This is a genomic window from Streptomyces violaceoruber, assembly GCF_033406955.1.
GTDB lineage: Bacteria > Actinomycetota > Actinomycetes > Streptomycetales > Streptomycetaceae > Streptomyces > Streptomyces violaceoruber.
Map to the genome: position 1 here is coordinate 2360645 of NZ_CP137734.1, position 21857 is coordinate 2382501.

At 71.8% G+C, this 21857-nt stretch carries 16 protein-coding genes; 3 read left to right on the plus strand and 13 right to left on the minus strand.

Annotated elements, in window-relative coordinates:
- Positions 1-3 precede the first annotated feature (3 nt).
- Both R2E43_RS10145 and R2E43_RS10150 read left to right on the plus strand, forming a co-directional pair.
- Complete coding sequence (locus R2E43_RS10145; protein WP_011030399.1) at positions 4-507, plus strand: ferritin-like domain-containing protein; 504 nt, start codon at positions 4-6, stop codon at positions 505-507.
- A gap of 39 nt (positions 508-546) precedes the next feature.
- Positions 547-1446, plus strand: a complete 900-nt coding sequence (locus R2E43_RS10150; protein WP_030872274.1) for an aminoglycoside phosphotransferase family protein — start codon at positions 547-549, stop codon at positions 1444-1446.
- Positions 1447-2019: 573 nt separating this feature from the next.
- On the opposite strand, the gene R2E43_RS10155 is transcribed toward R2E43_RS10150, so the two are convergent.
- From R2E43_RS10155 to R2E43_RS10185, 7 genes are all read right to left on the minus strand, one after another.
- Complete coding sequence (locus R2E43_RS10155; protein WP_003973327.1) at positions 2020-3723, minus strand: proline--tRNA ligase; 1704 nt, start codon at positions 3721-3723, stop codon at positions 2020-2022.
- Positions 3724-3796: 73 nt separating this feature from the next.
- Positions 3797-4339, minus strand: a complete 543-nt coding sequence (locus R2E43_RS10160) for a GNAT family N-acetyltransferase (RefSeq protein ID WP_003973328.1) — start codon at positions 4337-4339, stop codon at positions 3797-3799.
- A gap of 58 nt (positions 4340-4397) precedes the next feature.
- Positions 4398-5246, minus strand: coding sequence for a GNAT family N-acetyltransferase (locus tag R2E43_RS10165; protein ID WP_030873433.1), 849 nt, complete (start codon positions 5244-5246; stop codon positions 4398-4400).
- 284 nt (positions 5247-5530) lie between these two features.
- Positions 5531-6688, minus strand: a complete 1158-nt coding sequence (ispG, locus tag R2E43_RS10170; RefSeq protein WP_087806966.1) for a flavodoxin-dependent (E)-4-hydroxy-3-methylbut-2-enyl-diphosphate synthase — start codon at positions 6686-6688, stop codon at positions 5531-5533.
- A gap of 195 nt (positions 6689-6883) precedes the next feature.
- Positions 6884-8176, minus strand: a complete 1293-nt coding sequence (locus R2E43_RS10175; RefSeq protein ID WP_003973331.1) for a M50 family metallopeptidase — start codon at positions 8174-8176, stop codon at positions 6884-6886.
- An 8-nt stretch (positions 8177-8184) separates the two neighbouring features.
- Complete coding sequence (gene dxr, locus R2E43_RS10180; RefSeq protein ID WP_106517476.1) at positions 8185-9441, minus strand: 1-deoxy-D-xylulose-5-phosphate reductoisomerase; 1257 nt, start codon at positions 9439-9441, stop codon at positions 8185-8187.
- A gap of 128 nt (positions 9442-9569) precedes the next feature.
- Positions 9570-11546 carry an acyl-CoA dehydrogenase family protein gene (locus R2E43_RS10185; RefSeq protein ID WP_106517477.1) on the minus strand — a complete coding sequence of 659 codons (1977 nt, stop codon included), beginning with the start codon at positions 11544-11546 and terminating at the stop codon, positions 9570-9572.
- 292 nt (positions 11547-11838) lie between these two features.
- Between R2E43_RS10185 and R2E43_RS10190 the strand changes: the two genes are divergently transcribed.
- The gene (locus tag R2E43_RS10190) at positions 11839-12852 is read left to right on the plus strand and encodes a LacI family DNA-binding transcriptional regulator (RefSeq protein WP_003973334.1); all 1014 of its coding nucleotides are present in this window, start codon (positions 11839-11841) and stop codon (positions 12850-12852) included.
- 141 nt (positions 12853-12993) lie between these two features.
- On the opposite strand, the gene R2E43_RS10195 is transcribed toward R2E43_RS10190, so the two are convergent.
- The 6 genes from R2E43_RS10195 to R2E43_RS10220 are packed head-to-tail and all read right to left on the minus strand — an operon-like array spanning position 12994 to position 21699.
- Positions 12994-13728 (minus strand): glycoside hydrolase family 12 protein, encoded by a 735-nt coding sequence (locus R2E43_RS10195; RefSeq protein WP_106517478.1) that lies wholly within the window; start codon positions 13726-13728, stop codon positions 12994-12996.
- Positions 13729-13767: 39 nt separating this feature from the next.
- On the minus strand, positions 13768-16011 hold the full coding sequence (locus R2E43_RS10200) for a glycosyl hydrolase family 95 catalytic domain-containing protein (protein WP_332056133.1): 2244 nt from the start codon (positions 16009-16011) through the stop codon (positions 13768-13770).
- A complete protein-coding gene (locus R2E43_RS10205) occupies positions 16008-17978 on the minus strand; it encodes a beta-galactosidase (protein WP_011030394.1) in 1971 nt (656 codons plus the stop codon). The genes R2E43_RS10200 and R2E43_RS10205 overlap by 4 nt, the downstream gene beginning before the upstream one ends.
- Entirely contained in the window at positions 17978-18892 is a 915-nt protein-coding gene (locus tag R2E43_RS10210; RefSeq protein ID WP_161270559.1) for a carbohydrate ABC transporter permease, read from the minus strand. The genes R2E43_RS10205 and R2E43_RS10210 overlap by 1 nt, the downstream gene beginning before the upstream one ends.
- Before the next feature lie 53 nt (positions 18893-18945).
- Positions 18946-19986 (minus strand): ABC transporter permease, encoded by a 1041-nt coding sequence (locus tag R2E43_RS10215; RefSeq protein ID WP_011030392.1) that lies wholly within the window; start codon positions 19984-19986, stop codon positions 18946-18948.
- Between the two features lie 27 nt (positions 19987-20013).
- Positions 20014-21699 carry an extracellular solute-binding protein gene (locus R2E43_RS10220; RefSeq protein WP_332056134.1) on the minus strand — a complete coding sequence of 562 codons (1686 nt, stop codon included), beginning with the start codon at positions 21697-21699 and terminating at the stop codon, positions 20014-20016.
- Positions 21700-21857 lie beyond the last annotated feature (158 nt).

Here is a 21857-nt window from a genome sequence, read left to right on the forward strand (position 1 = left end):
CGGGTGGGCAAGGCGGGCAACGGGCGGCTGGACGCCCTCCAGGCAGCGCTGGCCGCGGAGCACGCGGCCGTGTACGGCTACGGCGTCGTCGGCGGGCGGATCGCTGAGGATCGGCGTGCCGAGGCGCGGACGGCGTATGACGCGCACCGGGCGCGGCGGGACGCGCTGGCGCGCGAGGTGCGGGACCTGGGAGGCGAACCGGTCGCCGCGGCGGCGGGGTACGCGCTCCCCTTCTCGGTGCCGGACTCGGCGGCGGCCGTGCGGCTGGCGGCGGAACTGGAGGACCGGCTGGCCGGGGTCTACTCCGACCTGGTGCGGGCGGCCGAGGGCGGCGGGCGGACCTCGGCGGCCGGGGCGCTGCGCGAGGCGGCGGTCCGCGCGGTGCGCTGGCGGGGCGGGAGCGTAGCCTTCCCTGGGCTCGCCGAGCGGGTCGGCACGCCGGCCGGGCGGAGTGCCGCTCCGGGTGCCTCCGACACGGCGACGGCGACGGCCTCACCGACTGCGTAACGCGTACGGCTTTCCGTACGGGAAGGGAACGGCTCGCGCATGGCTTTCGAACCGCCGCGGCGTTTGGTCAGGGCGTTCGGCGAGACGGCACCGGAGGGTGACGACTGGTTGGCGACGCTGCCCGAAGTGGCGGAGCGGGCGGTGGCGCGGCGGGGGTTGACGGTGGAGCGGGTGCAGGTGCCCGGGGGGCGCAGCAGCCTGGTGGTGCTGGTGCGGACGGCCGAGGGGGCGCCGGCGGTGCTGAAACTCGCCCCGCGCCGGGCGCGGCCGGAGAGCGAGCGGGCGGCGCTCGCGCACTGGGGTGGGCGGGGTGCCGTGCAGGTGCGGGAGGAGGGGGACGAGGAGGGCGTGCTGCTGCTCGAGCGGCTGCATCCGGACGTGTCGGTGCGGTCGTTGCCGGAGGCGAAGGCGTTGCTGGAGGCGGCGGGGACGCTGCGGCGGCTGTGGGTGGAGCCGCCGGGCTCCCATCCGTTCGAGACGGTGGCCGAGCGGACGGGGCGGCAGGCGGAGGCGATGCGGGCGGGAGCGGCGGCGGACGCGCAGGTGGCGCCGTTGGTGGACGCGGCGCTCGCGGCGCGTGCGGAGCTGTTGGGCGGGCCGTCGGAGCAGCGGCTGCTGCACGGGACGTTCCGGCAGAGCAAGGTGCTCGCCGGGGATCGGATGCCGTGGCTGGCGGTGGGGCCCGATCCGGTGGTCGGGGAGAGTGCGTTCGATCTGGCGCGGCTGGTGCGGGACCGGGTGGAGGATCTGATCGCGCAGCCGTCGGGGGCGTCGACGACTCGGCGGCGGATCAAGCGGCTGGCGGAGTCGCTGGAGGTCGATCAGGAGCGGCTGCGGGGGTGGACGCTGTTCCGGGCGGTGGAGTCGGGGGTGCGGGCCCGGCGGGTGGGGCGGGAGCGGGACGCGGAGCTGTTGTTGGAGTTCGCGGGCTGGTTGTGACGGTGCGGGTGCCTGCGGCGCCTGTGCGGGTGCGGTGGGGGTGCGCGTAGCGCGGTGCGTGCGGTGGTGGGTCGGGGCCGCGCCGGGGGGTGTCCGTCCTCGGAACGGCGCGGAATCGGTCGCTTGAAAAGGCTCGGGGCGTTGACGCGCCAACCGCTGCGGGCGGACACCCCCCGACACGGCCCCTTCTCGCCGTACGCGGCTCTCCCCGCCCACGCTCCGCGTCCCCCGCCCCGCCGTACGCGGCTCCCCCGCCGTCGCTGCGAGCAGCCGCCACGCCGTACGCGGCTGCGGGCCGCCCTCGCTCCGCGTCCCTCGCCCCGCCGTACGCGGCTGACCGCCCGTCCCCGCCGCGCGTATCCGCCACGCCGCGGCAGCTGCGCGCCGCCGCAGCTGCGGGCAGTCGTGCCGTTGGGGCGGGGTGGGCGGTGGGGGTACCTCCCAGGCCGTTCAGGCACGGGGGGAGGCACCCCGCAACGCCGGGCCTCGCTCCCCCTCGCGCCCGCATCCACCCCGGGTGCCAGGACCACGCCGGGTCGTGTCACCCACCGACCCCGGGGTGGCCCCCGGGTGTCAGCTCGTGAGGCGGGTGAGGGCCTCCTCGACCGTTACTTCCTCGCGCTCGCCCGTGCGGCGGTCCTTCAGTTCGACGACGCCCTCGCCGGAGCGGCGGCCGGCCACCAGGATCTGGGGGACGCCGATGAGTTCGGCGTCGGTGAACTTCACGCCGGGAGAGACCCCCGCCCGGTCGTCCACCAGGACGCGGACGCCGGCCGCGGCCAGCTTGTCGGAGACCTCCAGGGCCAGCTCGGTCTGCAGCGCCTTGCCCGCGGCGACCACGTGGACGTCGGCCGGGGCGACCTCCTTGGACCAGACGAGGCCCTTGTCGTCGGCGTGCTGCTCGGCGAGGGCGGCCACCGCGCGGGAGACGCCGATGCCGTAGGAGCCCATGGTGACGCGGGCCGGCTTGCCGTTCTGGCCGAGGACGTCGAGCTTGAGGGCGTCGGCGTACTTGCGGCCCAGCTGGAAGATGTGGCCGATCTCGATGGCGCGGTCCAGCTTGAGGCCGGTGCCGCAGTTGGGGCAGGGGTCGCCCTCGCGGACGACCACGACGTCGACGTAGGTGTCGACCTCGAAGTCGCGGCCCGCCACGACGTTCTTGGCGTGGGTGTCGGCCTTGTTGGCGCCCGTGATCCACGCGGTGCCCGGCGCGACGCGGGGGTCGGCGATGTACGTGACCTTCTCGCCCAGGCCCTGCGGGCCGACGTAGCCGCGGACCAGGTCGGGGCGGCCGACGAAGTCCTCGGCGGTGACCAGTTCGACGGCGGCGGGGGCGAAGTGGGCCTCGACCTTGTCCATGTCGACCTCGCGGTCGCCCGGCACGCCCACGGCGACGATCTCGCCGTCCACCTTGACGAGGAGGTTCTTGAGGGTGGCGGAGGCCTCTACGCCGAGGGAGGCGGCCAGCGTCTCGATGGTGGGGGTGTCGGGGGTCGGGATGTCCTCGGCGGCGGGGACGTCCGTCGCGTCGACCGGCGTGAGCCGGAAGGTGATCGCCTCGGTGTTGGCGGCGTAGTCGCAGTTCGGGCAGTCCGCGAAGGTGTCCTCGCCGGCCTCCGCGGGGGCCAGGAACTCCTCGGACTTGGAACCGCCCATGGCGCCGGCGGTGGCCGCGACGATGCGGTAGTCGAGGCCCAGGCGCTCGAAGATGCGCTGGTAGGCGGCGCGGTGCAGGGCGTAGGACTCGGCGAGGCCCTCGTCGGCCACGTCGAAGGAGTAGGAGTCCTTCATGAGGAACTCGCGGCCGCGCAGGATGCCGGCCCGGGGGCGGGCCTCGTCGCGGTACTTGTTCTGGATCTGGTAGAGGATGACCGGCAGGTCCTTGTAGGAGGACGCCTGGTCCTTGACGAGGAGGGTGAAGATCTCCTCGTGGGTGGGGCCGAGGAGGTAGTCGCCGCCCTTGCGGTCCTGGAGGCGGAAGAGTTCGGGGCCGTACTCCTGCCAGCGGCCCGTGGCCTCGTACGGCTCGCGCGGCAGGAGGGCGGGGAGCTGGACCTCCTGGGCGCCGATGGCGTCCATCTCCTCGCGGACGATGCGCTCGATGTTGCCGAGGACCTTCTTGCCGAGCGGCAGCCAGCTCCACAGGCCGGCGGCGGTGCGGCGCACGTAGCCGGCGCGGACCAGCAGCTTGTGGCTGAGGACCTCGGCGTCCGCCGGGTCGTCGCGCAGCGTCTTCGCCATCAACTTCGACATGCGCTGGACCGGTGCGTTGGCCATGGTTCTCGTGTCTCCTGCTGCGTAAGGGTGGTGCTAGGAGGTTAGCCGGGTGGTCCGGTGGGGTGGAAATCGGTTATTGACCGGGGGTGCGCCTCAGCAGGGGGAGCGTGGCGCCCATGACCGCGTACGGCTTGGGTGCGCTGGGGAAGAGGACCCGGCGGGCGAGGTCCTGGTAGCCGAGGGAGCGGTAGAGGCCGCGCGCGGGGCTCTCGGTGTCGATCGCGGAGAGGATCGAGCGGGGCTCGGTGGCGGCGTCGGTGATCGTGGTGATCAAGGAGCGGCCCGCGCCGCGGTTCTGGTGGGAGGGGTGGACGTGCAGCTCCGTGATGACGAAGGAGTCGTCGAGCCAGGCGTCGGTGCCCTGGGCGCGGAGGTACGGCTCGACGACCGTGGACCACCAGTGGGTGCGGTCGTTGGGCATGCCGTAGACGAAGCCGACGAGACGGCCCCGGACGGTGGCGCCGAGGGCTCTGGCTCCCGGGTGGGTCATGTGGCGCAGGACGATCTGACGGCGGACGGCCACCTCGTCGGGGCCGAGGCCGAAGGCGGCGGCTTGGACGGCCAGGGCCTCGTCCACGTGCGCGGAGAGGTCCAGTGGGCCGATCACGAGGTCCATGCCGGGAGCCTACAGGGGGTGGTGCCGGGGGGTGCCGGTGCAGGTGTGCGGTGGAGGTTCAGAAGAGGACGCTCATGAAGGCGCCCACCTCCTGGAAGCCGACCCGGAGGTAGGTCCGTCGCGCCGCGGTGTTGAAGTCGTTGACGTAGAGGCTCGCCACCGGGGCGACGTCCGTGAGGGCGTAGCGCAGGACCGCCGCCATGCCGGGGGCGGCCAGGCCCTTGCCGCGGTACTCGGGGGCCACCCACACGCCCTGGATCTGGCAGGCGCGGTCGGTGGCGGCGCCGATCTCGGCCTTGAAGACGACCTTGCCGTCGGCGTCGAAGCGGGCGAAGGAGCGGCCGGAGCCGACGAGTTCGGCGACCCGGGCCTGATAGAGCAGGCCGCCGTCGCCGGCCATCGGGGAGATGCCGACCTCCTCGGTGAACATCGCCACGCAGGCCGGCATGATCCGCTCCACCTCGTCCTTGCGGACGCGGCGGACGTAGGGGTCCGGGGCCATGTCGTCGGGGAGGCGGTCGGCGACCATGAGGGGCTGGTGGGTGCGGACCTCGCGGGCCGGGCCCCAGCCCGGTTCGAGCAGCCGCCACAGCTGGGCGGTCGGACCGGCCGGGCCGACGATCGAGGAGCAGCGGCGGCCGGCCCGGCGGGCGCGGTCGGCGAAGGCGCGGACGGCGCGCTGGGTGGCGCAGATGGGCACGAGGTTGGCGCCCGCGTAGCACAGGGAGGTGAGCATGCCGTGCTCGTACCAGCCCCACATCTCGCCGCCGAGGCGCCACGGGTCGAGACCGGCGATCTGCACGCGGGCGGTCACGAAGGCGTTCGCGACCGGGTCGCGGTCGAGGATGGCGAGCGCGGCGTCCAGGTCGCTCGGTTCGAGCACGCGGGAGGTGGTCTGCGTCAACACGTGCGGGGGCCTCACCCTGAGATCTGCTGGTCCCCGCACTGTACCTGCCATGAATATGCCGCGCCGCCCCCTGGGGCGACGCGGCACTAGGGGGTGCCGTTTGGATCAGGCCGGCCGCGGCCGACGGTGCCTTGTGGCCGACCCGAGCGGGGTCTGGCGCGTGCAGCTGCAAGGCGGAGGAGGGCGACAACGCGGAGCCCTGGCAACCGACGACAACGCCGCAGATGTGCGTGCCAGACCCCGCGACCCCGGCAAGATCCAAACGACACCCCCTGAGGGGTGGATCAGCCCGCGACGGAGACGGAGGGTTCGCCGGAGGTCACGCCGTCCTTCTCCATCTGCTCGGCGATCTTCATGGCCTCGTCGATGAGGGTCTCCACGATCTTGGACTCGGGGACGGTCTTGATGACCTCGCCCTTGACGAAGATCTGTCCCTTGCCATTGCCGGAGGCGACGCCGAGGTCGGCCTCGCGGGCCTCGCCGGGGCCGTTGACGACGCAGCCCATGACGGCGACGCGGAGGGGGACCTCCATGCCTTCCAGACCGGCGGTGACCTCCTCGGCCAGCTTGTAGACGTCGACCTGGGCGCGGCCGCAGGACGGGCAGGAGACGATCTCCAGGCCGCGCTGGCGCAGGTTCAGCGACTCCAGGATCTGGATGCCGACCTTGATCTCCTCGACCGGCGGGGCGGAGAGGGAGACGCGGATGGTGTCGCCGATGCCCTGGGAGAGGAGTGCGCCGAAGGCGACCGCCGACTTGATGGTGCCCTGGAACGCCGGGCCCGCCTCGGTGACGCCGAGGTGGAGGGGATAGTCGCACTGGGCGGCGAGCTGGCGGTAGGCCTCGACCATGACGACCGGGTCGTTGTGCTTGACCGAGATCTTGATGTCGCGGAAGTCGTGCTCCTCGAAGAGCGACGCCTCCCAGAGGGCGGACTCGGCGAGGGCCTCGGGGGTCGCCTTGCCGTACTTCTGGAGCAGGCGGCGGTCGAGGGAGCCGGCGTTCACGCCGATGCGGATGGGCGTGCCGTGGTCCTTCGCCGCCTTGGCGATCTCCTTGACCTTGTCGTCGAACTGCTTGATGTTGCCCGGGTTCACCCGGACCGCCGCGCAGCCGGCCTCGATCGCGGCGAAGACGTACTTGGGCTGGAAGTGGATGTCCGCGATCACCGGGATCTGCGACTTCCTCGCGATGACGGGCAGCGCGTCGGCGTCGTCCTGGGTGGGGCAGGCCACCCGGACGATCTGGCAGCCGGACGCCGTCAGCTCGGCGATCTGCTGGAGCGTGGCCCCGATGTCGGAGGTGCGGGTCGTGGTCATGGACTGCACCGACACGGGGGCGTCGCCGCCCACCGCCACGGGCCCGACCTGGATCTGCCGGCTCTTGCGGCGCTCCGCGAGCCTGGTCGGAACGTCCGGCATGCCGAGAGAAATCGCAGTCATCTGCTGTGCAACCCCAAGTCGTGGATCAAGGTCCGGCCCCGTTCAGCGGCGGGCTCCGGCCTTCGAGATTACGGCACCGACATGAACGCCGGGTACGCGGCGTACGGGAGATGCACCCTATGGCGTCCATCTGCCGGGCGAGGTGAGTGAAGCCCGGTCCGGAGGGACAGGCTCTCCGGATCGGGCTTCTCGTCGTCAGGTGATGCGGACCGGGTTGACGACGTCCGCGACCAGCACGAGCAGCGTGAAGCAGACGAAGACGCCCGCCACCACGTAGGCCACCGGCATCAGCTTCGCCACGTCGAAGGGCCCGGGGTCGGGCCTGCGCAGCACCTTGGCGGTGGCCCGGCGCAGCGACTCCCACAGCGCGCCCGCGATGTGACCGCCGTCGAGCGGCAGCAGCGGGAGCATGTTGAAGAGGAACAGGGAGAGGTTGAAGCCGGCCACCAGCATGACGAACATGGCGAGCTGCTGGGTGGGCGGGATGTCCAGGGTGGCGATCTCGCCGCCGACGCGGGCGGCGCCGACGACACCCATCGGGGAGTCGGCCTCGCGGGGTCCGTCGCCGAAGGCCGCGTCCCACAGGGCGGGGATCTTGGCGGGCAGGGCGGCGAGGTTGTCGACGGCGTCGCCGATCCGGTCGCCCATCCAGGTCACGGACTGGCCGAAGTCCTGTTTCACCACGCCGGTGGCGGAGCTGAAGCCGAGGAAGCCCGCCGTGACGTACTCGCCCTGGACGATCTGTCCGTTGGAGTCCTTCTTGGCGACCTTGTTGGTGGCGATGGTCGCGTGGAGGGTGATCTCCTCGCCCTTGCGCTCGACGACGACCGGCACGTCCTCGCCGGGGTTGGCGCGGATCAGGTCGGACAGCTTGTCCCAGTCGTCGGTGCGTACGCCGTCGAAGGCGAGGATCTTGTCCCCGGCCCGCAGGCCCGCCGCCGCGGCCGGGGAGGCCGGGTCGGACTTGGCGCAGTCGTCGCGGTTCTCGCTCTGCGAGATGACGCACTGGGAGACCGAGCTGACGGTGGTGGTCTGCTGGGAGATGCCGAAGCCCATCAGCACCGTGAGGAAGAGCACCACGGCGAGGATCAGGTTCATGAACGGGCCGGCGAACATCACGATGACGCGCTTCCACGGCTTGCGCGTGTAGAAGAGGCGCTTCTCGTCACCGGGCTGAAGTTCCTCGAAGGCGGCCGAGCGGGCGTCCTCTATCATCCCGCGCCAGGGCGAGGTGGAGCGTGCCTCCATGCGGCCGTCGGGGCCGGGCGGGAACATGCCGATCATGCGGATGTAGCCGCCGAAGGGGATGGCCTTGACGCCGTACTCGGTGTCGCCCTTCTTCTTCGAGAAGAGCGTCGGTCCGAAGCCCACCATGTACTGCGGCACCCGGATGCCGAACATCTTGGCGGTGGACAGGTGGCCCAGCTCGTGCCAGGCGATGGAGAACAGCAGGCCGACGGCGAAGAGGACTATGCCGAGGATGAACATCAGGGTCGTCATGCACGGGCCTCCGCCGTCTGTGCCGCCAGTTGCCGGGCCCGGGCGCGTGCCCAGGTCTCCGCTTCGAGGACGTCCGCGACGGTGAGCGAGGTTCCCGTACGGGGGGTGCCGTGCTCCTCGACCACCCGCGTGACGGTTTCCATGATCCCGAGAAACGGCAGCGCGCCGGAGCGGAACGCCTCGACGCACTCCTCATTGGCGGCATTGAACACCGCCGGGGCCGTGCCCGCGAGCTGTCCGACGTGCCTGGCCAGGTCGACGGAGGGGAAGGCCTCGTTGTCGAGCGGGAAGAACTCCCAGGTCGAGGCCTTGCTCCAGTCGAAGGCGGGGGCGGCGTCGGGGACGCGTTCGGGCCAGCCGAGGCCCACGGCGATGGGCCCGCCCATGTCGGGGGGCGTGGCGTGGGCCAGGGTCGATCCGTCCGTGTACTCAACCATCGAGTGGACATACGACTGCGGGTGCACGACCACCTCAATGCGGTCGAAGGGAATGTCGTAGAGCAGGTGGGCCTCGATCACCTCCAGGCCCTTGTTGACGAGCGTCGCGGAGTTGATCGTGATCACCGGGCCCATGGCCCAGGTGGGGTGGGCGAGGGCGTCCTCGACGGTGACGGCCGCCAGCTCGTCCCTGGTACGGCCCCGGAACGGGCCGCCGGAGGCGGTGACGACCAGCTTGCGCACGTCGGCGCGGGTGCCGGCGGCCAGCGCCTGGAAGAGGGCGGCGTGCTCGGAGTCGACCGGGATGATCTGGCCCGGCTTGGCCAGCGCCTTGACCAGCGGGCCGCCGATGATGAGCGACTCCTTGTTGGCCAGCGCGAGGGTGCGGCCCGCCTCCAGGGCGGCGAGCGTGGGCGCGAGTCCGATGGAGCCGGTGATGCCGTTGAGCACGGTGTGGCAGTCGGAGGCGGCGAGCTGGGTGGCCGCCTCCGGCCCGGCGAGGATCTCGGGGAGCGGCTCGCCCGTGCCGTACTGGGCGGTGAGCGCCTCCCGGAGCGCCGGTACGACGTCCTCGCGGGCGACGGCGACGGTCCGCGCCTTCAGCCGGTACGCCTGCTCGGCGAGGAGGGCGACCCGGCCGCCGTTGGCGGACAGGGCGGTGACCCGGAAGCGGTCCGGGTTGCGCAGCACGAGGTCGATGGCCTGGGTCCCGATCGACCCGGTGGACCCGAGGACCACCACGTCCTTCGGGCCGTCGCCCGCCACCGGGTCGTAGACGAGGTGGGGGTCGGCGAGTGGGGCTGGACTGTCGCTCATCCCCCCATTGTGTCCGCATCGGCCCTCCGGGAGGACAGCGCGTCCCTCGGTCGGGTGTCGCGGGCCCGCGCGGGAGATCGCCGAGGCGTCTCTCCCGCGCGGGCGTTCCGTCCGGCCGGGGCCCCCGGTCAGCCGATGGCGCGGCGGACGTTCTCCCGCCGGGACGGGCCCGGCGCCGCTTCCGCGATCCAGGGGCCGGTGCCCGACGGGTCGACGACGCCCTCCTCCAGCCACTCGTAGGCACCTCCGAGCACGCCCTTGACGACCTTGCGGTCCAGGTCGTCGGTGTTGCTCCACAGGCGGCCGAAGAGTTCCTCGACGCGGATGCGGGACTGGCGGCAGAAGGCGTCGGCGAGCTGGTACGCCTCGCGGCCGTGGTCGTCCTTCACGCGCAGGTGCTCGGCGCGCACGCACGCGGCGCTCATCGCGAACAGCTCCGCGCCGATGTCGACGATCCGGCCCAGGAAGCCCTGCTTGGTCTCCATCCGGCCCTGCCAGCGGGACATGGCGTAGAAGGTGGAGCGGGCGAGCTTGCGGGCGGTGCGCTCGGCGTAGCGCAGGTGGGAGGAGAGGTCGGGGTGGCCCGAGGGGTGGAAATCCGCGTACGAGCGCGGGAGTTGGCCGGGGCCCGCGACGAGCTTCGGCAGCCACTTGGCGTAGAAGACGCCGGCCTGCGCGCCCGCCCTCGCCTTGTCGGAGAGGGTCTTGTCGGGGTCGATCAGGTCGCCGGCGACCGAGAGGTGGGCGTCGACCGCCTCGCGCGCGATCAGCAGGTGCATGATCTCGGTGGAGCCCTCGAAGATGCGGTTGATGCGCAGGTCCCGCAGGAGCTGCTCGGCGGGGACCGCGCGCTCGCCCCGGGCTTCGAGGGAGGCCGCGGTCTCGAAGCCCCGGCCGCCGCGGATCTGGACCAGTTCGTCGGCCATCAGGCAGGCCATCTCGGAGCCGTAGAGCTTGGCCAGGGCGGCCTCGATGCGGATGTCGTTGCGGTCCTCGTCGGCCATCTGGGAGGAGAGGTCCAGGACGGCCTCCAGCGCGAAGGTCGTCGCCGCGATGAAGGAGATCTTGGAGCCGACCGCCTCGTGCAGCGCGACCGGCTTGCCCCACTGCTCGCGCACCGCCGACCACTCGCGGGCGATCTTCAGGCACCACTTGCCCGCGCCGACGCACATCGCGGGGAGGGAGAGGCGGCCGGTGTTGAGGGTGGTCAGAGCGATCTTCAGGCCGGCGCCCTCGGGGCCGATGCGGTTGGCCGCCGGGACGCGGACGCGGTGGAAGCGGGTGACGCCGTTCTCGAGGCCGCGCAGGCCCATGAAGGCGTTGCGGTTCTCCACCGTGATGCCCTCGGAGGCGGCCTCGACCACGAACGCGGTGATGCCGCCCATGCCGCCCGCCGCGTCCTTGCCGCCCTCGGGCTTCGGGACGCGGGCCATGACCACGAGCAGGTCGGCGACCACGCCGTTGGTGGTCCACAGTTTCACGCCGTCCAGGACGTAGCCGTCGCCGTCCCGGACGGCCGTGGTGGCCAGGCGCGCCGGGTCGGAGCCGACGTCCGGTTCGGTCAGCAGGAAGGCCGAGATGTCGGTGCGGGCGCAGCGGGGCAGGAAGGTGTCCTTCTGCTCCTGGGTGCCGAACATCTTCAGCGGCTGCGGCACGCCGATCGACTGGTGGGCGGAGAGCAGCGCGCCGATCGCGGGGTTCGCGGATCCGACCAGGGCGAGGGCCTTGTTGTAGTAGACCTGGGTCAGGCCGAGGCCGCCGTACTTGGTGTCGATCTTCATGCCGAAGGCGCCCAGCTCCTTCAGCCCGGTGATCACGTCGTCGGGGATCCGCGCGTCGCGCTCGATCACCGCCCCGTCGATCTTCGTCTCGCAGAAGTCGCGCAGCTTGGCGAGGAACTCCTCGCCGCGCTGTACGTCCTGGTCGGCCGGGAGCGGGTGGGGGTGGAGGAGGTCGAGACGGAAGCGGCCGAGGAACAGCTCCTTGGCGAAGCTGGGCTTGCGCCAGTCCTGTTCCCGGGCCGCCTCCGCTACCTGGCGGGCCTCACGTTCGGTGACGGTGGGGCGGGAGGGGGGAGAAGAGGAGGGGGTGGGTGGTGCGGACATGAGGCTCACCTCGCCACGATTCGTCCTGCACGAACTTGCGGACGTACGTTACCTAGTCGGTGCTACCCGATCGTATGTACCCGATCCGGGGCGACCCGGCCACCCTTCGTGCGGCCGTTCGGCCGATACTGCGGGGGAAGGCCGGAGAGGGAAACGTGGCGGACGAGCGAGTCGAAGCGCTTCGACGGACTATGGACACCCATCCACACTGCGGCTACTGTCGAACCACCCTCGCCCCATTCCTACTGGTCCCACGCGCTGTCGAAGCGCTTCACAACACTTGGAGGGCCGGATGGTCACCCTCGCCGAGGTCGCCCAGCACGCCGGAGTCTCGGCGAGCACGGTGAGCTATGTCCTCAGCGGCAAGCGGTCCATCTCCACCACCACCCGGCAGCGGGTCGAGGAGAGCATCCGGAAGCTCGGCTACCACCCGAACGCCGGTGCCCGCGCACTGGCCAGCAGCCGGTCGAACATCATCGCCCTCATGATCCCGCTGCGCACCGACATGTACGTACCGGTGATGATGGAGATCGCCATCGCGGTCGCGGCCGGTGCGCGCACCCACGGGTACGACATCCTGCTGCTCACCGGTGAGGAGGGCCCCGACGCGGTGCGCCGGGTCACCGGCAGCGGGCTCGCCGACGCGATGATCCTCATGGACGTCGAGCTCGACGACGAGCGGCTCCCGCTGCTGCGCGACACCCACCAGCCGTCCGTCCTGATCGGACTCCCCGCCGACACCGAGGGCCTCACCTGCGTCGACCTGGACTTCCGGGCGACCGGCGCGCTGTGCGTGGAGCACCTGGCGCAGCTGGGGCACCGCGACATCGCCGTCATAGGCGAGGCCGCCGCCGTCTACGAACGGCACACCGGATTCGCCGAGCGCACCCTCGACGGGCTGCGCACGCGCGCCCGCGAGCTGGGTCTGCGGCTGCTGCACCGGCCCTGCGAGGGCGGGTACGACGCGATGTCCGCGACGCTGGCCCGCGTCTTCGACGAACGTCCGGACACCACGGGCTTCGTCGTGCAGAACGAGTCGGCGGTCGAGCCGTTGCTCGCCCTGCTGCGCCAGCAGGGCCGGGCGGTGCCGGAGGACGTGTCGGTGGTGGCGGTCTGCCCGGAGCAGGTCGCCACCCAGGCCTCGGTGCGGCTCACCTCGGTCGCGGTGCCCGCGCAGGAGATGGGCCGGCGGGCCGTGGAACAGCTGGTCGCCAAGCTCGACGGCCGCGGCAGCGACGAGGTCGTGCTGCTCGCGCCGGAACTGACCGTCCGGGCCAGCTCGGGACCGGCGCCCGTCCGGCCGTAGGAGCGGCTTTGCCCCGCGCACCGGCACTCCCGGACCCCGCAAGGACTCTCCCGGGCGTGTGCCTCGTGCCCCGGCCTGCCCGGACACCGTCCCGGGTCGGCTTCGCCCAGCCCTCCCCGGGACGGCGCACGGGTGCCGTGGTCAGCCGCCGCTGACCGTCAGGTTGTTGGTACGGAAGTCGAGGCCGCCGGCGGACGAGGTGATCTCGTAGCCGAACTGCACGTCGCCGATGGTCTCGTTGCCCATCCAGCCCTTGGTGTCCTTGATCCATTTCAGGATCGGGAGGATGTTCACGGTGCCGGAGTTCGAGTCCGAGGTGCGCAGGAACGAGAAGACCTCGTTGGCGCCGTTGTTCCCCTTGTAGACGTCCCAGGTGTGGCCGCCGAGGCCGACGGATCCCTGGAAGGTGCCGAGGGGGCCGACGGCGCCGTGGTGATTGACCCAGAGCATGATCTCGTAGTCGTAGTCCGTGTCCCAGATGTCGTACGAGGTGTTGTACGCCCCGGACGACGGAACCGTGACGTTGTAGCTGCTGGTGAGCGAGGAGAGGGAGGTGATCGGCTTGTTGATCACCTTCTTGGCGTTCGGGTAGGACTTGATGCCGCCGGTGTTGGGGTGGTCGGCCCAGACGCCCCAGTCGGTGCCGGAGTTGGCCCACACGCACTGGCTGCCGGCGCCGGAGCCCCAGATGTTGTTGTAGAGGGTGTAGCCGTTCAGGCTCGTGTTGCCCCACTGGTCGCAGGAGTTCCAGACGGCGGCCTGGGCGGGGGCGGCGGCGAGTCCGACGGTGGCGCCGAGCGCGAGGGCCGGGGCGAGGAGGGCGGTCAGGGTGCGCGTGCGGGCGCGGGTGCGGGTGGGGCGCGTGCGTGGTGCCATGGCGTTTCCTTCCATGGGTGGGGGGGACGTGCGCTGGTGTTACCGCGCCGGGACGCTGATGGCGCGGTCCTCCCCGGCGACGAGGTCGAGCGGTTCGGCGCCGGAGGGGGTCCTGAGTTCGATGCGGCGGGTGCGGTCCGGGCGCAGGACGGCCGTCGCGCTGCCGTCGGGCCTCCAGGTGAGGTCGAGTACGGCCCCGAACCGGGTGCGTACGCCTCTGAGTTCGCCCTGCGGGCAGGAGGCGGGCAGGGCGGGCAGCAGGACCAGTCGGCCGGGGGTGGACTGCACCAGCATCTCGATGAGCACGGCGGGCAGGGCGTGCGCGGCGTCCGCGTTGTAGACGTCGCGGTGGGGGTAGTGCGCGCTCATCAGGGACGCGTGGAAGTAGTCGCCGTCCAGGATCCGGCCGAGCGCGTGGGCGACCCGGTCGCCGTCGCGGAGCCTGGCCGCGACCAGGGCGTGGTGGAGGTGGCCGTGGGCGGAGTCGTTCTCGGCGCCGCGCAGTTCGAGGGCGCGGTGGGCGGCCTCGGCGAGGTCGGGGGTGTCGTACGGGTTGATCTCGTCCAGCGGCCAGACGCCGTAGAGGTGGCTGAGGTGGCGGTGGTCGTAGGTGTCCGTCAGGCCGGGCCACGCCCACTCGGCGAGCGCGCCGTCGGCGTTGACCCGGTGCGCGGGGAGGCGGTCGGCGAGGGCGCGCCAGCGGTCGGCGTGCTCGGGGTGGCGGTCGGCGGCGGTCAGCAGGGCGTGCCGGGCGGCGGAGAGGTCCATCGCCGCGTTCAGGGTGCCCCAGCTCGCGTTCGCCGGGCGGTTCTCGGGCGAGTAGGAGGGCACGACGGCCAGGTGGCCGTGTTCGTCGGTGCGGTGGAGGAAGTCCTCGTAGAAGAGGGCGGCTTCGGCCAGGGCGGCGGTGGTGCGCGGGTCGTGGGCGTCCCGGGTCTCGTCGTGGTCGACGAGGGGCTTGAGCAGCCAGTCGGCGCCCGCGGTCCACAGGTGCAGCGGGTACTCGCGGCTGAAGTGGTGGGTGTGGCCGCACTCGCCGTCGGTGTGCGAGGGCGCGACCACGCCCCGGGTGCCGAAGATCTCGCGGGCGTTGTCCCGCCAGTCGGGCAGTTGCCGGTGGACCAGCGCGGCGTGGGCCTCGGTGACCTCGGGGAGGGCGGCGGCCGCGGCGGAGGCGGTCTGGAGGTTGAGGTTGGCGTTGGTGGTGAAGGCGCCGGACCAGGCGGTGTTCCAGTCGCCGGTCCACAGGCCGGTGAGGCGGGGCGGGAGCAGGCCGCTCGCCGACAACAGGTGGTAGCGGCCGGCGGCGAAGAGCCGCTCGAGCAGGGCGGGGCCGCCGGGCCGGGCGAGCAGTTCCGAGCCGGGCAGGGCGCGTTCGGCGGGGTCGGCGGCGAGGTCGAGGGTGACGCGGTCGTACGCGGTGCGGTGCCGGGTCAGGTGCCGGGCGAGGAGGCCGTCGTACGGGGCCGCGTGCGAGGTGCCGTCCAGCAGGTCGCGCAGGGCGCGGCTCTCGGCGACCGTGTCCAGCTCGCCGGTGTGGCGGCGCACCCGGGTGAGGAGCAGTACCTCGGTGGCGCCCTCGACGAGGACGCCCGGCGGGACCAGCCTCACCGTGCCGCCGGTGACGGCGACGAGGGTGACGCCGGTGTAGGCGAGGTCGCTGCCGGGGTAGCGGGCGCGCAGGGTGAGCAGGGCGCCCTCGGGGGCGAGGACGGCGCCGTGGCCGATGCGGAGTCCGGCGGGGGCGCCGGGGAGGCGGGGGTCGAGGGAGAGGTCGAGGGTGAGGCGCGGTGCGGTGACGCGCTGGACGATCACGTCGTCGGCGCGGGAGACGAAGACGCGGCTGGTCCAGTCGCCGCGGGCGGCCGTGGTCTCGCCGGTGGTGAAGTCGACGGCACGGCGGTACGGGGCGTGGGAGCGGCGGGTGTCGTGCGGATGGTGGGTGTCGTCGCCCGGTGGTCGGTTCAGGCGCAGTTGGAAGGCCGGGTGGAAGGGGCGCACCCACTGCAGCGGGCGGCCGTCGGTGAAGTCCTCGGCGGCGGTGGCGTCCCCGGCCAGCAGCCGGTCCTGGAGGGCGGTGAGCCCGGCGGCGAGCGCGGGCGGGCGGCGGTGTCCGTCGTCGCCGTCGGGGCGGACGAGGGTGTGGTGGGTGACGATCACCCGGTCGGCGTCCGGATCGCCGGACACGAGGACGCCGTGGTGGCCGTTGCCGCTCAGGAAGGCGTCCTCCCAGCGGGCGGCGGGTTCCGGCTCCCAGGTGCCGTGGACGGGCGTGGCGCTCATGGCTTCAGCACCGCCGCGCCGTAGCGGCCGAGGGTGATCCGGTCGGTGGCCGTCGTCTGCGTCAGCAGGTCGTGGTGGGTGCCCGGGAGGTCGACGGTGACCGGTTCGCGGCCGTGGTTGAGCAGGAACAGCAGGTCACCGCGCCGGACCGCCTCGACGCCGTCCGGGAGCCCGTCGAGCACCGGCCGGACGCCCGCGTCGGCGGCGGCGCGGGCCAGCAGCGCGCGCAGCCGGTCCGGCTCGGGGAGCGTGGAGAGGTACCAGGCGCGGCCCTTGCGCAGGACGGCCGGCAGTCCGTCGAGTTCCCCGCCCCGGTAGGCGATCGTCTCGTCGGCGGTGCCGTCGGGCTCGAGTTCCTCGGACCACAGGGTGCCGCGCAGGCCGCCCTCGCACTCGGCTCTCTCTCCCGGCCGCAGCGGCCACCACTCGTGCAGGGTGCGGATGCCGAACAGCTCGCGCAGCCGGACGTCCATGGCACCGGGCCGTATCCGGTCGTCCTGGTCGGCGACCCCGGTCAGGAAGCCGCAGACGAGGGTGGCGCCGCCACGCACGTGGGCGACGAGGTTGTCGACGGCCGCGTCGGTGAGGAGGTAGAGCTGCGGGACGACCACGAGCCGGTAGCCGGTCAGGTCGTGGTCGGGGCGGGCGAAGTCGGTGGTGAGACCGGCCTGCCAGAGCGCGCGGTGCCAGGCGCGCAGGACGTCGGGGTAGTCGACCTCTCGGGAGGGCCGGGCCTCCTGGTCGCCGGCCCACCAGGAGTGCCAGTCGTGCAGGACGGCCACGTCGGCGGCGACCGCACCGCCGGTGACGTGCGGCGCGATCCGGGCCAGGTCCGCGCCGAGCTGCTTGACCTCCTGGTAGGTACGCCCTCGCTCCCCCGCGTGGGAGACCATCCCGGAGTGGAACTTCTCGGCACCCTGCCGCGACTGGCGCCACTGGAAGTAGCAGACGGCGTCCGCGCCGCGGGCCACCGCCTGGAGCGACCAGAGGCGGTTGAGGCCGCGCGGCTTGGGGTGGTTCACGCCGCGCCAGTTGACGGCACCGGCCGCCTGCTCCATGAGCATCCACGGGCCGCGGGCCTGGGAGCGGGTCATGTCCTGGACCAGGGCACCCTCCTGGGCGCCGAACGGGTCGCGCGGGTCGGGGTAGAGGTCGACGGAGACGACGTCCTCCTCCTCGGCCCAGCGCCAGGCGTCCTGGCCCGACCACAGCGGCATGAAGTTGGTGGTGACCGGGATGTGCGGGGTGTGGCGGCGGACGATGTCGCGCTCGGCGGTGCAGCACTCCAGGAGCATGTCGGAGGTGAAGCGCCGGAAGTCCAGGACCTGCGTGGGGTTCCTCAGGTAGTGGGCGCGGCGGGGCGGGACGACCTCGGCCCAGTCGCCGTAGCCCTGGCTCCAGAAGGCGGTGCCCCAGGCGGTGTTGAGGGCGTCGAGGGTGCCGTAGCGGTCCCGGAGCCAGCGGCGGAAGCGGGTGGCGGCCTCGTCGCCGTGGTCGTAGGTGCAGTACTCGTTGTTGATGTGCCACATGGTGAGCGCGGGGTGGCCCCCGTACCGCGCGGCCAGTGCCTCGGTGATGGCGGCGGCGTGTCGGCGGTAGGCGGTGCTGGAGTGCGAGAAGTGCTGTCGGCCGCCCCACCACTCGGTGCGGCCGTCGGCGTCGCGCGGCAGGGTGTCGGGGTGCAGGTGCCCCAGCCAGGGCGGGGGCGAGGCGGTGGGGGTGGCGAGGACGACGCCGATGCCGCCTTCGTGCAGCAGGTCCATGAGCCGGTCCAGCCAGCCGAAGTCGTGGACGCCGGGGCGTGGTTCGAGCTTCGACCAGGAGAAGACGCCGAGGGTGACGGAGTTGACGCCGGCGGTCTTCATCAGGCGTACGTCCTCGGGCCAGGTCTCCTCGGGCCACTGCTCGGGGTTGTAGTCGCCGCCGAAGAGGATGCGCCGGCGGGTGGCGTCGGACAGGCCCGGCATCAGCCCTTCACCGCCCCGGTGAGCATGCCCTTCCTGAAGTGGCGCTGGACGAAGGGCGACAGGACGGCCACCGGCAGCAGGGCCATGACCATCACGGCCATCTGCACGGCCAGCCCGGACAGTTCACCGGTCTTGATCGCCTGGCCGAGGCCGACCGGTGCCTCCTGCTTCTGCACCAGCTGGATCATGACGTTCTGCAGGGGCAGCATGTCCTGGTCGTTCAGGTAGAGGGAGGCGTTGAACCAGGCGCTCCAGTAGCCGACGGCGTAGAAGAGGGTGATGACCGCGACGACCGCGCGGGACAGCGGCAGGACGATCCGCCACAGGATGCGCAGGTCCCCGGCGCCGTCGATGCGGGCGCTGTCGATCAGTTCCTGGGAGATGCCCATGAAGAAGCCGCGCAGCACCAGGATGTTGAAGACGCTGATCGCGCTGGGCAGGATCAGCGCGAGGTAGCTGTCGGTCAGGCCCAGGGACTGCACCAGCAGGTAGGTGGGGATGAGACCGGCGCTGAAGAACATCGTGGCGAGCAGCACCATGAGGATCCAGCGGTGGCCCAGCGAGCCGCTGCGGGAGAGCCCGTAGGCGCACAGCACGGACACGGCCATGGAGAACAGGGTGCCGACGAGTGTGACGCCGATGCTGACGAGGGCGGCGCGGGTGACCTGGCCGCCGCTGAGCAGCTCCTGGTAGGCGACGAAGGTGATGTCCTTGGGGATCATCACCAGGCCGCCCGCCTCGTCGATGGACCTGCGGCTGGAGAGGCTGGTGACGACGACGATCCACAGCGGGAAGAGGATGCCCAGGCAGGCCAGGAGCAGCACGAGTCCCTTGCCGGCGAGTCCGGCCCGGCTGGGCTTCTCCTCCCACACGGGGCGGGGCGGGGCCTCCCACGGGCGGGGCCGGCGTGGCAGCGTGCCGCTCGCGGCGGTCGTGTCCCGTACGGCTGTCGCTTCGGGTACGGCGGTCACTTCTTGTACACCCCCTGCTCGCCCATGAGGTGGGCCACCTTGTTGGCCACCAGCACCAGGCCGAGGCTGATGACGCCCTTGACGAGCCCCGCGGCGGCCGCGTAACCGAAGTCCTGGTTGCGCACGCCGTTCCACCACACGAAGGTGTCGAGGACCTCCGCCGCGCCCGGTCCCACGGCGTCGCGTTGCAGCAGGATCTGTTCGAAGCCCACCGTCAGGGCGTCGCCGACGCGCAGCACCAGCAGCAGGGCGATCACCGGACGCAGCGCGGGCAGCGTGACGTGCCACATGCGGCGCCAGCGGTTCGCGCCGTCCATCGCGGCGGCCTCGTACAGGTCGGGACTGACCGAGGCGAGGGCGGCGAGGAAGACGATGATCCCCCAGCCGGCGTCCTTCCACACGCTCTGCGCGGTGACCAGGAACTTGAAGGTGTCCGGGTCGGTCATGACGCCGAGCCCGTCGTACCCGTGGTCGCGCAGCAGCTGGGACAGCAGCCCTGCGCCGCCGAGCAGTTGCTGGAAGACGGCGATCACCAGCACCCACGAGAAGAAGTGCGGCAGGTAGAGGATGGCCTGCGAGATCGCCCGTACCCGGGGCCTGACCACGCTGTTGATGAGCAGCGCGAGGGCGATGGGGATCGGGAAGTAGAGCACGAGCTGGAGCAGGAAGAGCACGAGGGTGTTGCGCACCGAGTTCCAGAAGGCGGAGTCCTCGAAGATCCGCTGGAAGTTCTCCAGGCCCACCCAGGGGCTGTGCAGGATGGAGACGATCCCGTTGTCGCTGAGGTAGGGGTCGTACTCCTGGAAGGCGACGACGTTGCCGAGGATCGGCACGTAGTTGAAGAGCAGTACCAGCAGCACGGCCGGCAGCGTCATCAGCAGCAGTACGCGGTCGCGGCGGAACCGCAGCCGCAGGCTCGGCGGCTTCCCCGGCTGCCGCCTCCCGCCGTCGGGGCCGGTGGCGTCGCCGGACGCCGCCGGGGTCTTCTTCGTCGCATCGGCCTCGGCCCTGGTCCGAGGCACCGTGCTGTGGGACACGGTGGTTCTCCTTGCCTCGGTACCTGGTCAGCCGGCCGCCGGACCGTTCTCGTCGAGGAGCTTCCGGTACCAGTCGCGCAGCTTGTCCCCGCCCTTGTTCCTCCAGTCGGAGACGGCCTGCTGCATGTCGCCGATCTTCTTGCGGCCGCGGACGATGTCGTCCTCCAGCTGCTCGAAGTCGTTGGAGAGGTTGGTGTAGCGGGCGGGCTCGACGATCTGCATGCCGTAGAACGTGGGCTTCCTGGTGACGGCGCCCGTCCGCTGCTGCCACTCGACCTGGCCCTTGGCGACCTCGGGGAAGTCGGGGTGGGCGATGGTCGCCGCGGGGCTCGCCACCATCACGTAGGCGTTCATCACGTCGATGTTGCCCTGGTCGGTCTTGGTGGGCACGCCGTCCTTGACGGTGTAGTGGGTGCCCTCGACGCCGTAGTTGGTGGCCATGTACTCCTTGGTCCCGTACGGCGCCGCGGTGACGTTGGCGACGGCCAGCACGTCGCGGATCACGGACTTGGACGCCTTCTTGTTGACGAAGGCGAAGATGCTGGCCGGGTTCTGCGCCCACAGCGTGGGGGCACCGCCGTCGTGCCCGAAGAAGTCCATGCCCCAGATCCTGAACCCGGGATTCTGGGTGGCCTGTTCCGCGGTGCGGCTCCACCACTGGGAGATGTCCTGGTTGTAGACGAGGAACTCGCCGGCGGCGAACTTGGGTCCCGGGTCGGCGGCGTTGGACTTGCCGAGCTTGGCGTCGGGGTGCACGACCCCGGCGGCGAACAGCTTGCGCGTCCACTCCAGCGCCTCGAGGTACTCGTCCGTCTCGGCGCGGTAGACCAGCTTGCCGTCGACCTGGTTCCAGCCGAGCGACTTCTCGTTGCCGGAGAGCACACCGAAGGCGTTGAAGGCGGTCCACTTCATGTCCAGGCAGGCCCAGCGCTTGGCCCTGGCGTTGGTGGCGTCCTTGGCCATCGCCATGAACTCGTCGCAGGAGCGCGGGACTTCGTAGCCCTCCTTCTCGAAGACGTCCTGCCGGTACAGCGGCACGATGCCGGACACGTACGAGGACGGCATCGGCAGGCCGAGCAGCTTGCCGCCGAAGATGGAGCGCTGCCAGGCGTCGGTGGGGATCGCGGCGAGGTTCGGGTACTCCTTGACCGCGTCGCCGGACAGGTAGGGGCCGAGGTCGGCAAACTTGCCGATGATGGCGCTGGGTATCTTGCCGGTCATGTTCCAGCCGGGGACGACCACGACGTCGGGCACCTCGCTGGAGGCGAGGACCGCGCCGAGCTTCTGGTCGTAGGTGTTGCCGTCCTGGTTCTGCCAGACCACGTCGACGCCGATGAGGTCGTTCATCGCCTTGTAGTAGGCGTTGTCCTCCTTGGGCGGGGACCCCCAGAACGGCGACATGACGGTGACCCGGCCGCCCTTGCCGAGCGTCTCGGGCACCGAGGTCTTCAGGTCCGCGAGGTCGAGCTTGCCGGTGAAGCCGACCGCGGAGCCGTTCTTGCTCGGGATGTCGGGCGTGACCACGCTCGCCGCCACGTAGGACGGCAGCAGCTTCGCGGCGTCCTTGCCCGACGTGGTGCCGTCGCGCGAGCCTCCGTCGGAACCGCCGCAGGCGGAGAGCAGCGGCACCCCTCCCGCCACGGCCGCGGTGGCGACCGCCGTGGAGGCGAGGAAACTTCTCCGGCTGGGACCGGAGGCGGCGTTCGGCGTCATGTGCGTCAACCCTTCGTGCCTTCGTGGCACACCAAAACACCCGACGGTGGCCGTCGGCTGCGGTGTCGTGAGGGAACTGAACTCAGCCCGTGTCGAAGCGCTTCGATGTTGCAGCGAGGTTAAGTTAACCCCCCGGGGCACACAAGGGTCGTTCCCAA

What these genes read in the sequence shown, in the direction of transcription:
- R2E43_RS10185 (WP_106517477.1), bottom strand. Translation starts at nt 11,546, where the DNA reads ATGTCCGCACCACCCACCCCCTCCTCTTCTCCCCCCTCCCGCCCCACC.
- R2E43_RS10155 (WP_003973327.1), bottom strand. Translation starts at nt 3,723, where the DNA reads ATGGCCAACGCACCGGTCCAGCGCATGTCGAAGTTGATGGCGAAGACG.
- R2E43_RS10200 (WP_332056133.1), bottom strand. Translation starts at nt 16,011, where the DNA reads ATGAGCGCCACGCCCGTCCACGGCACCTGGGAGCCGGAACCCGCCGCC.
- R2E43_RS10160 (WP_003973328.1), bottom strand. Translation starts at nt 4,339, where the DNA reads ATGGACCTCGTGATCGGCCCACTGGACCTCTCCGCGCACGTGGACGAG.
- dxr (WP_106517476.1), bottom strand. Translation starts at nt 9,441, where the DNA reads ATGAGCGACAGTCCAGCCCCACTCGCCGACCCCCACCTCGTCTACGAC.
- R2E43_RS10205 (WP_011030394.1), bottom strand. Translation starts at nt 17,978, where the DNA reads ATGCCGGGCCTGTCCGACGCCACCCGCCGGCGCATCCTCTTCGGCGGC.
- R2E43_RS10220 (WP_332056134.1), bottom strand. Translation starts at nt 21,699, where the DNA reads ATGACGCCGAACGCCGCCTCCGGTCCCAGCCGGAGAAGTTTCCTCGCC.
- R2E43_RS10150 (WP_030872274.1), top strand. Translation starts at nt 547, where the DNA reads ATGGCTTTCGAACCGCCGCGGCGTTTGGTCAGGGCGTTCGGCGAGACG.
- R2E43_RS10175 (WP_003973331.1), bottom strand. Translation starts at nt 8,176, where the DNA reads ATGTTCATCCTCGGCATAGTCCTCTTCGCCGTCGGCCTGCTGTTCTCC.
- R2E43_RS10190 (WP_003973334.1), top strand. Translation starts at nt 11,839, where the DNA reads ATGGTCACCCTCGCCGAGGTCGCCCAGCACGCCGGAGTCTCGGCGAGC.
- ispG (WP_087806966.1), bottom strand. Translation starts at nt 6,688, where the DNA reads ATGACTGCGATTTCTCTCGGCATGCCGGACGTTCCGACCAGGCTCGCG.
- R2E43_RS10195 (WP_106517478.1), bottom strand. Translation starts at nt 13,728, where the DNA reads ATGGCACCACGCACGCGCCCCACCCGCACCCGCGCCCGCACGCGCACC.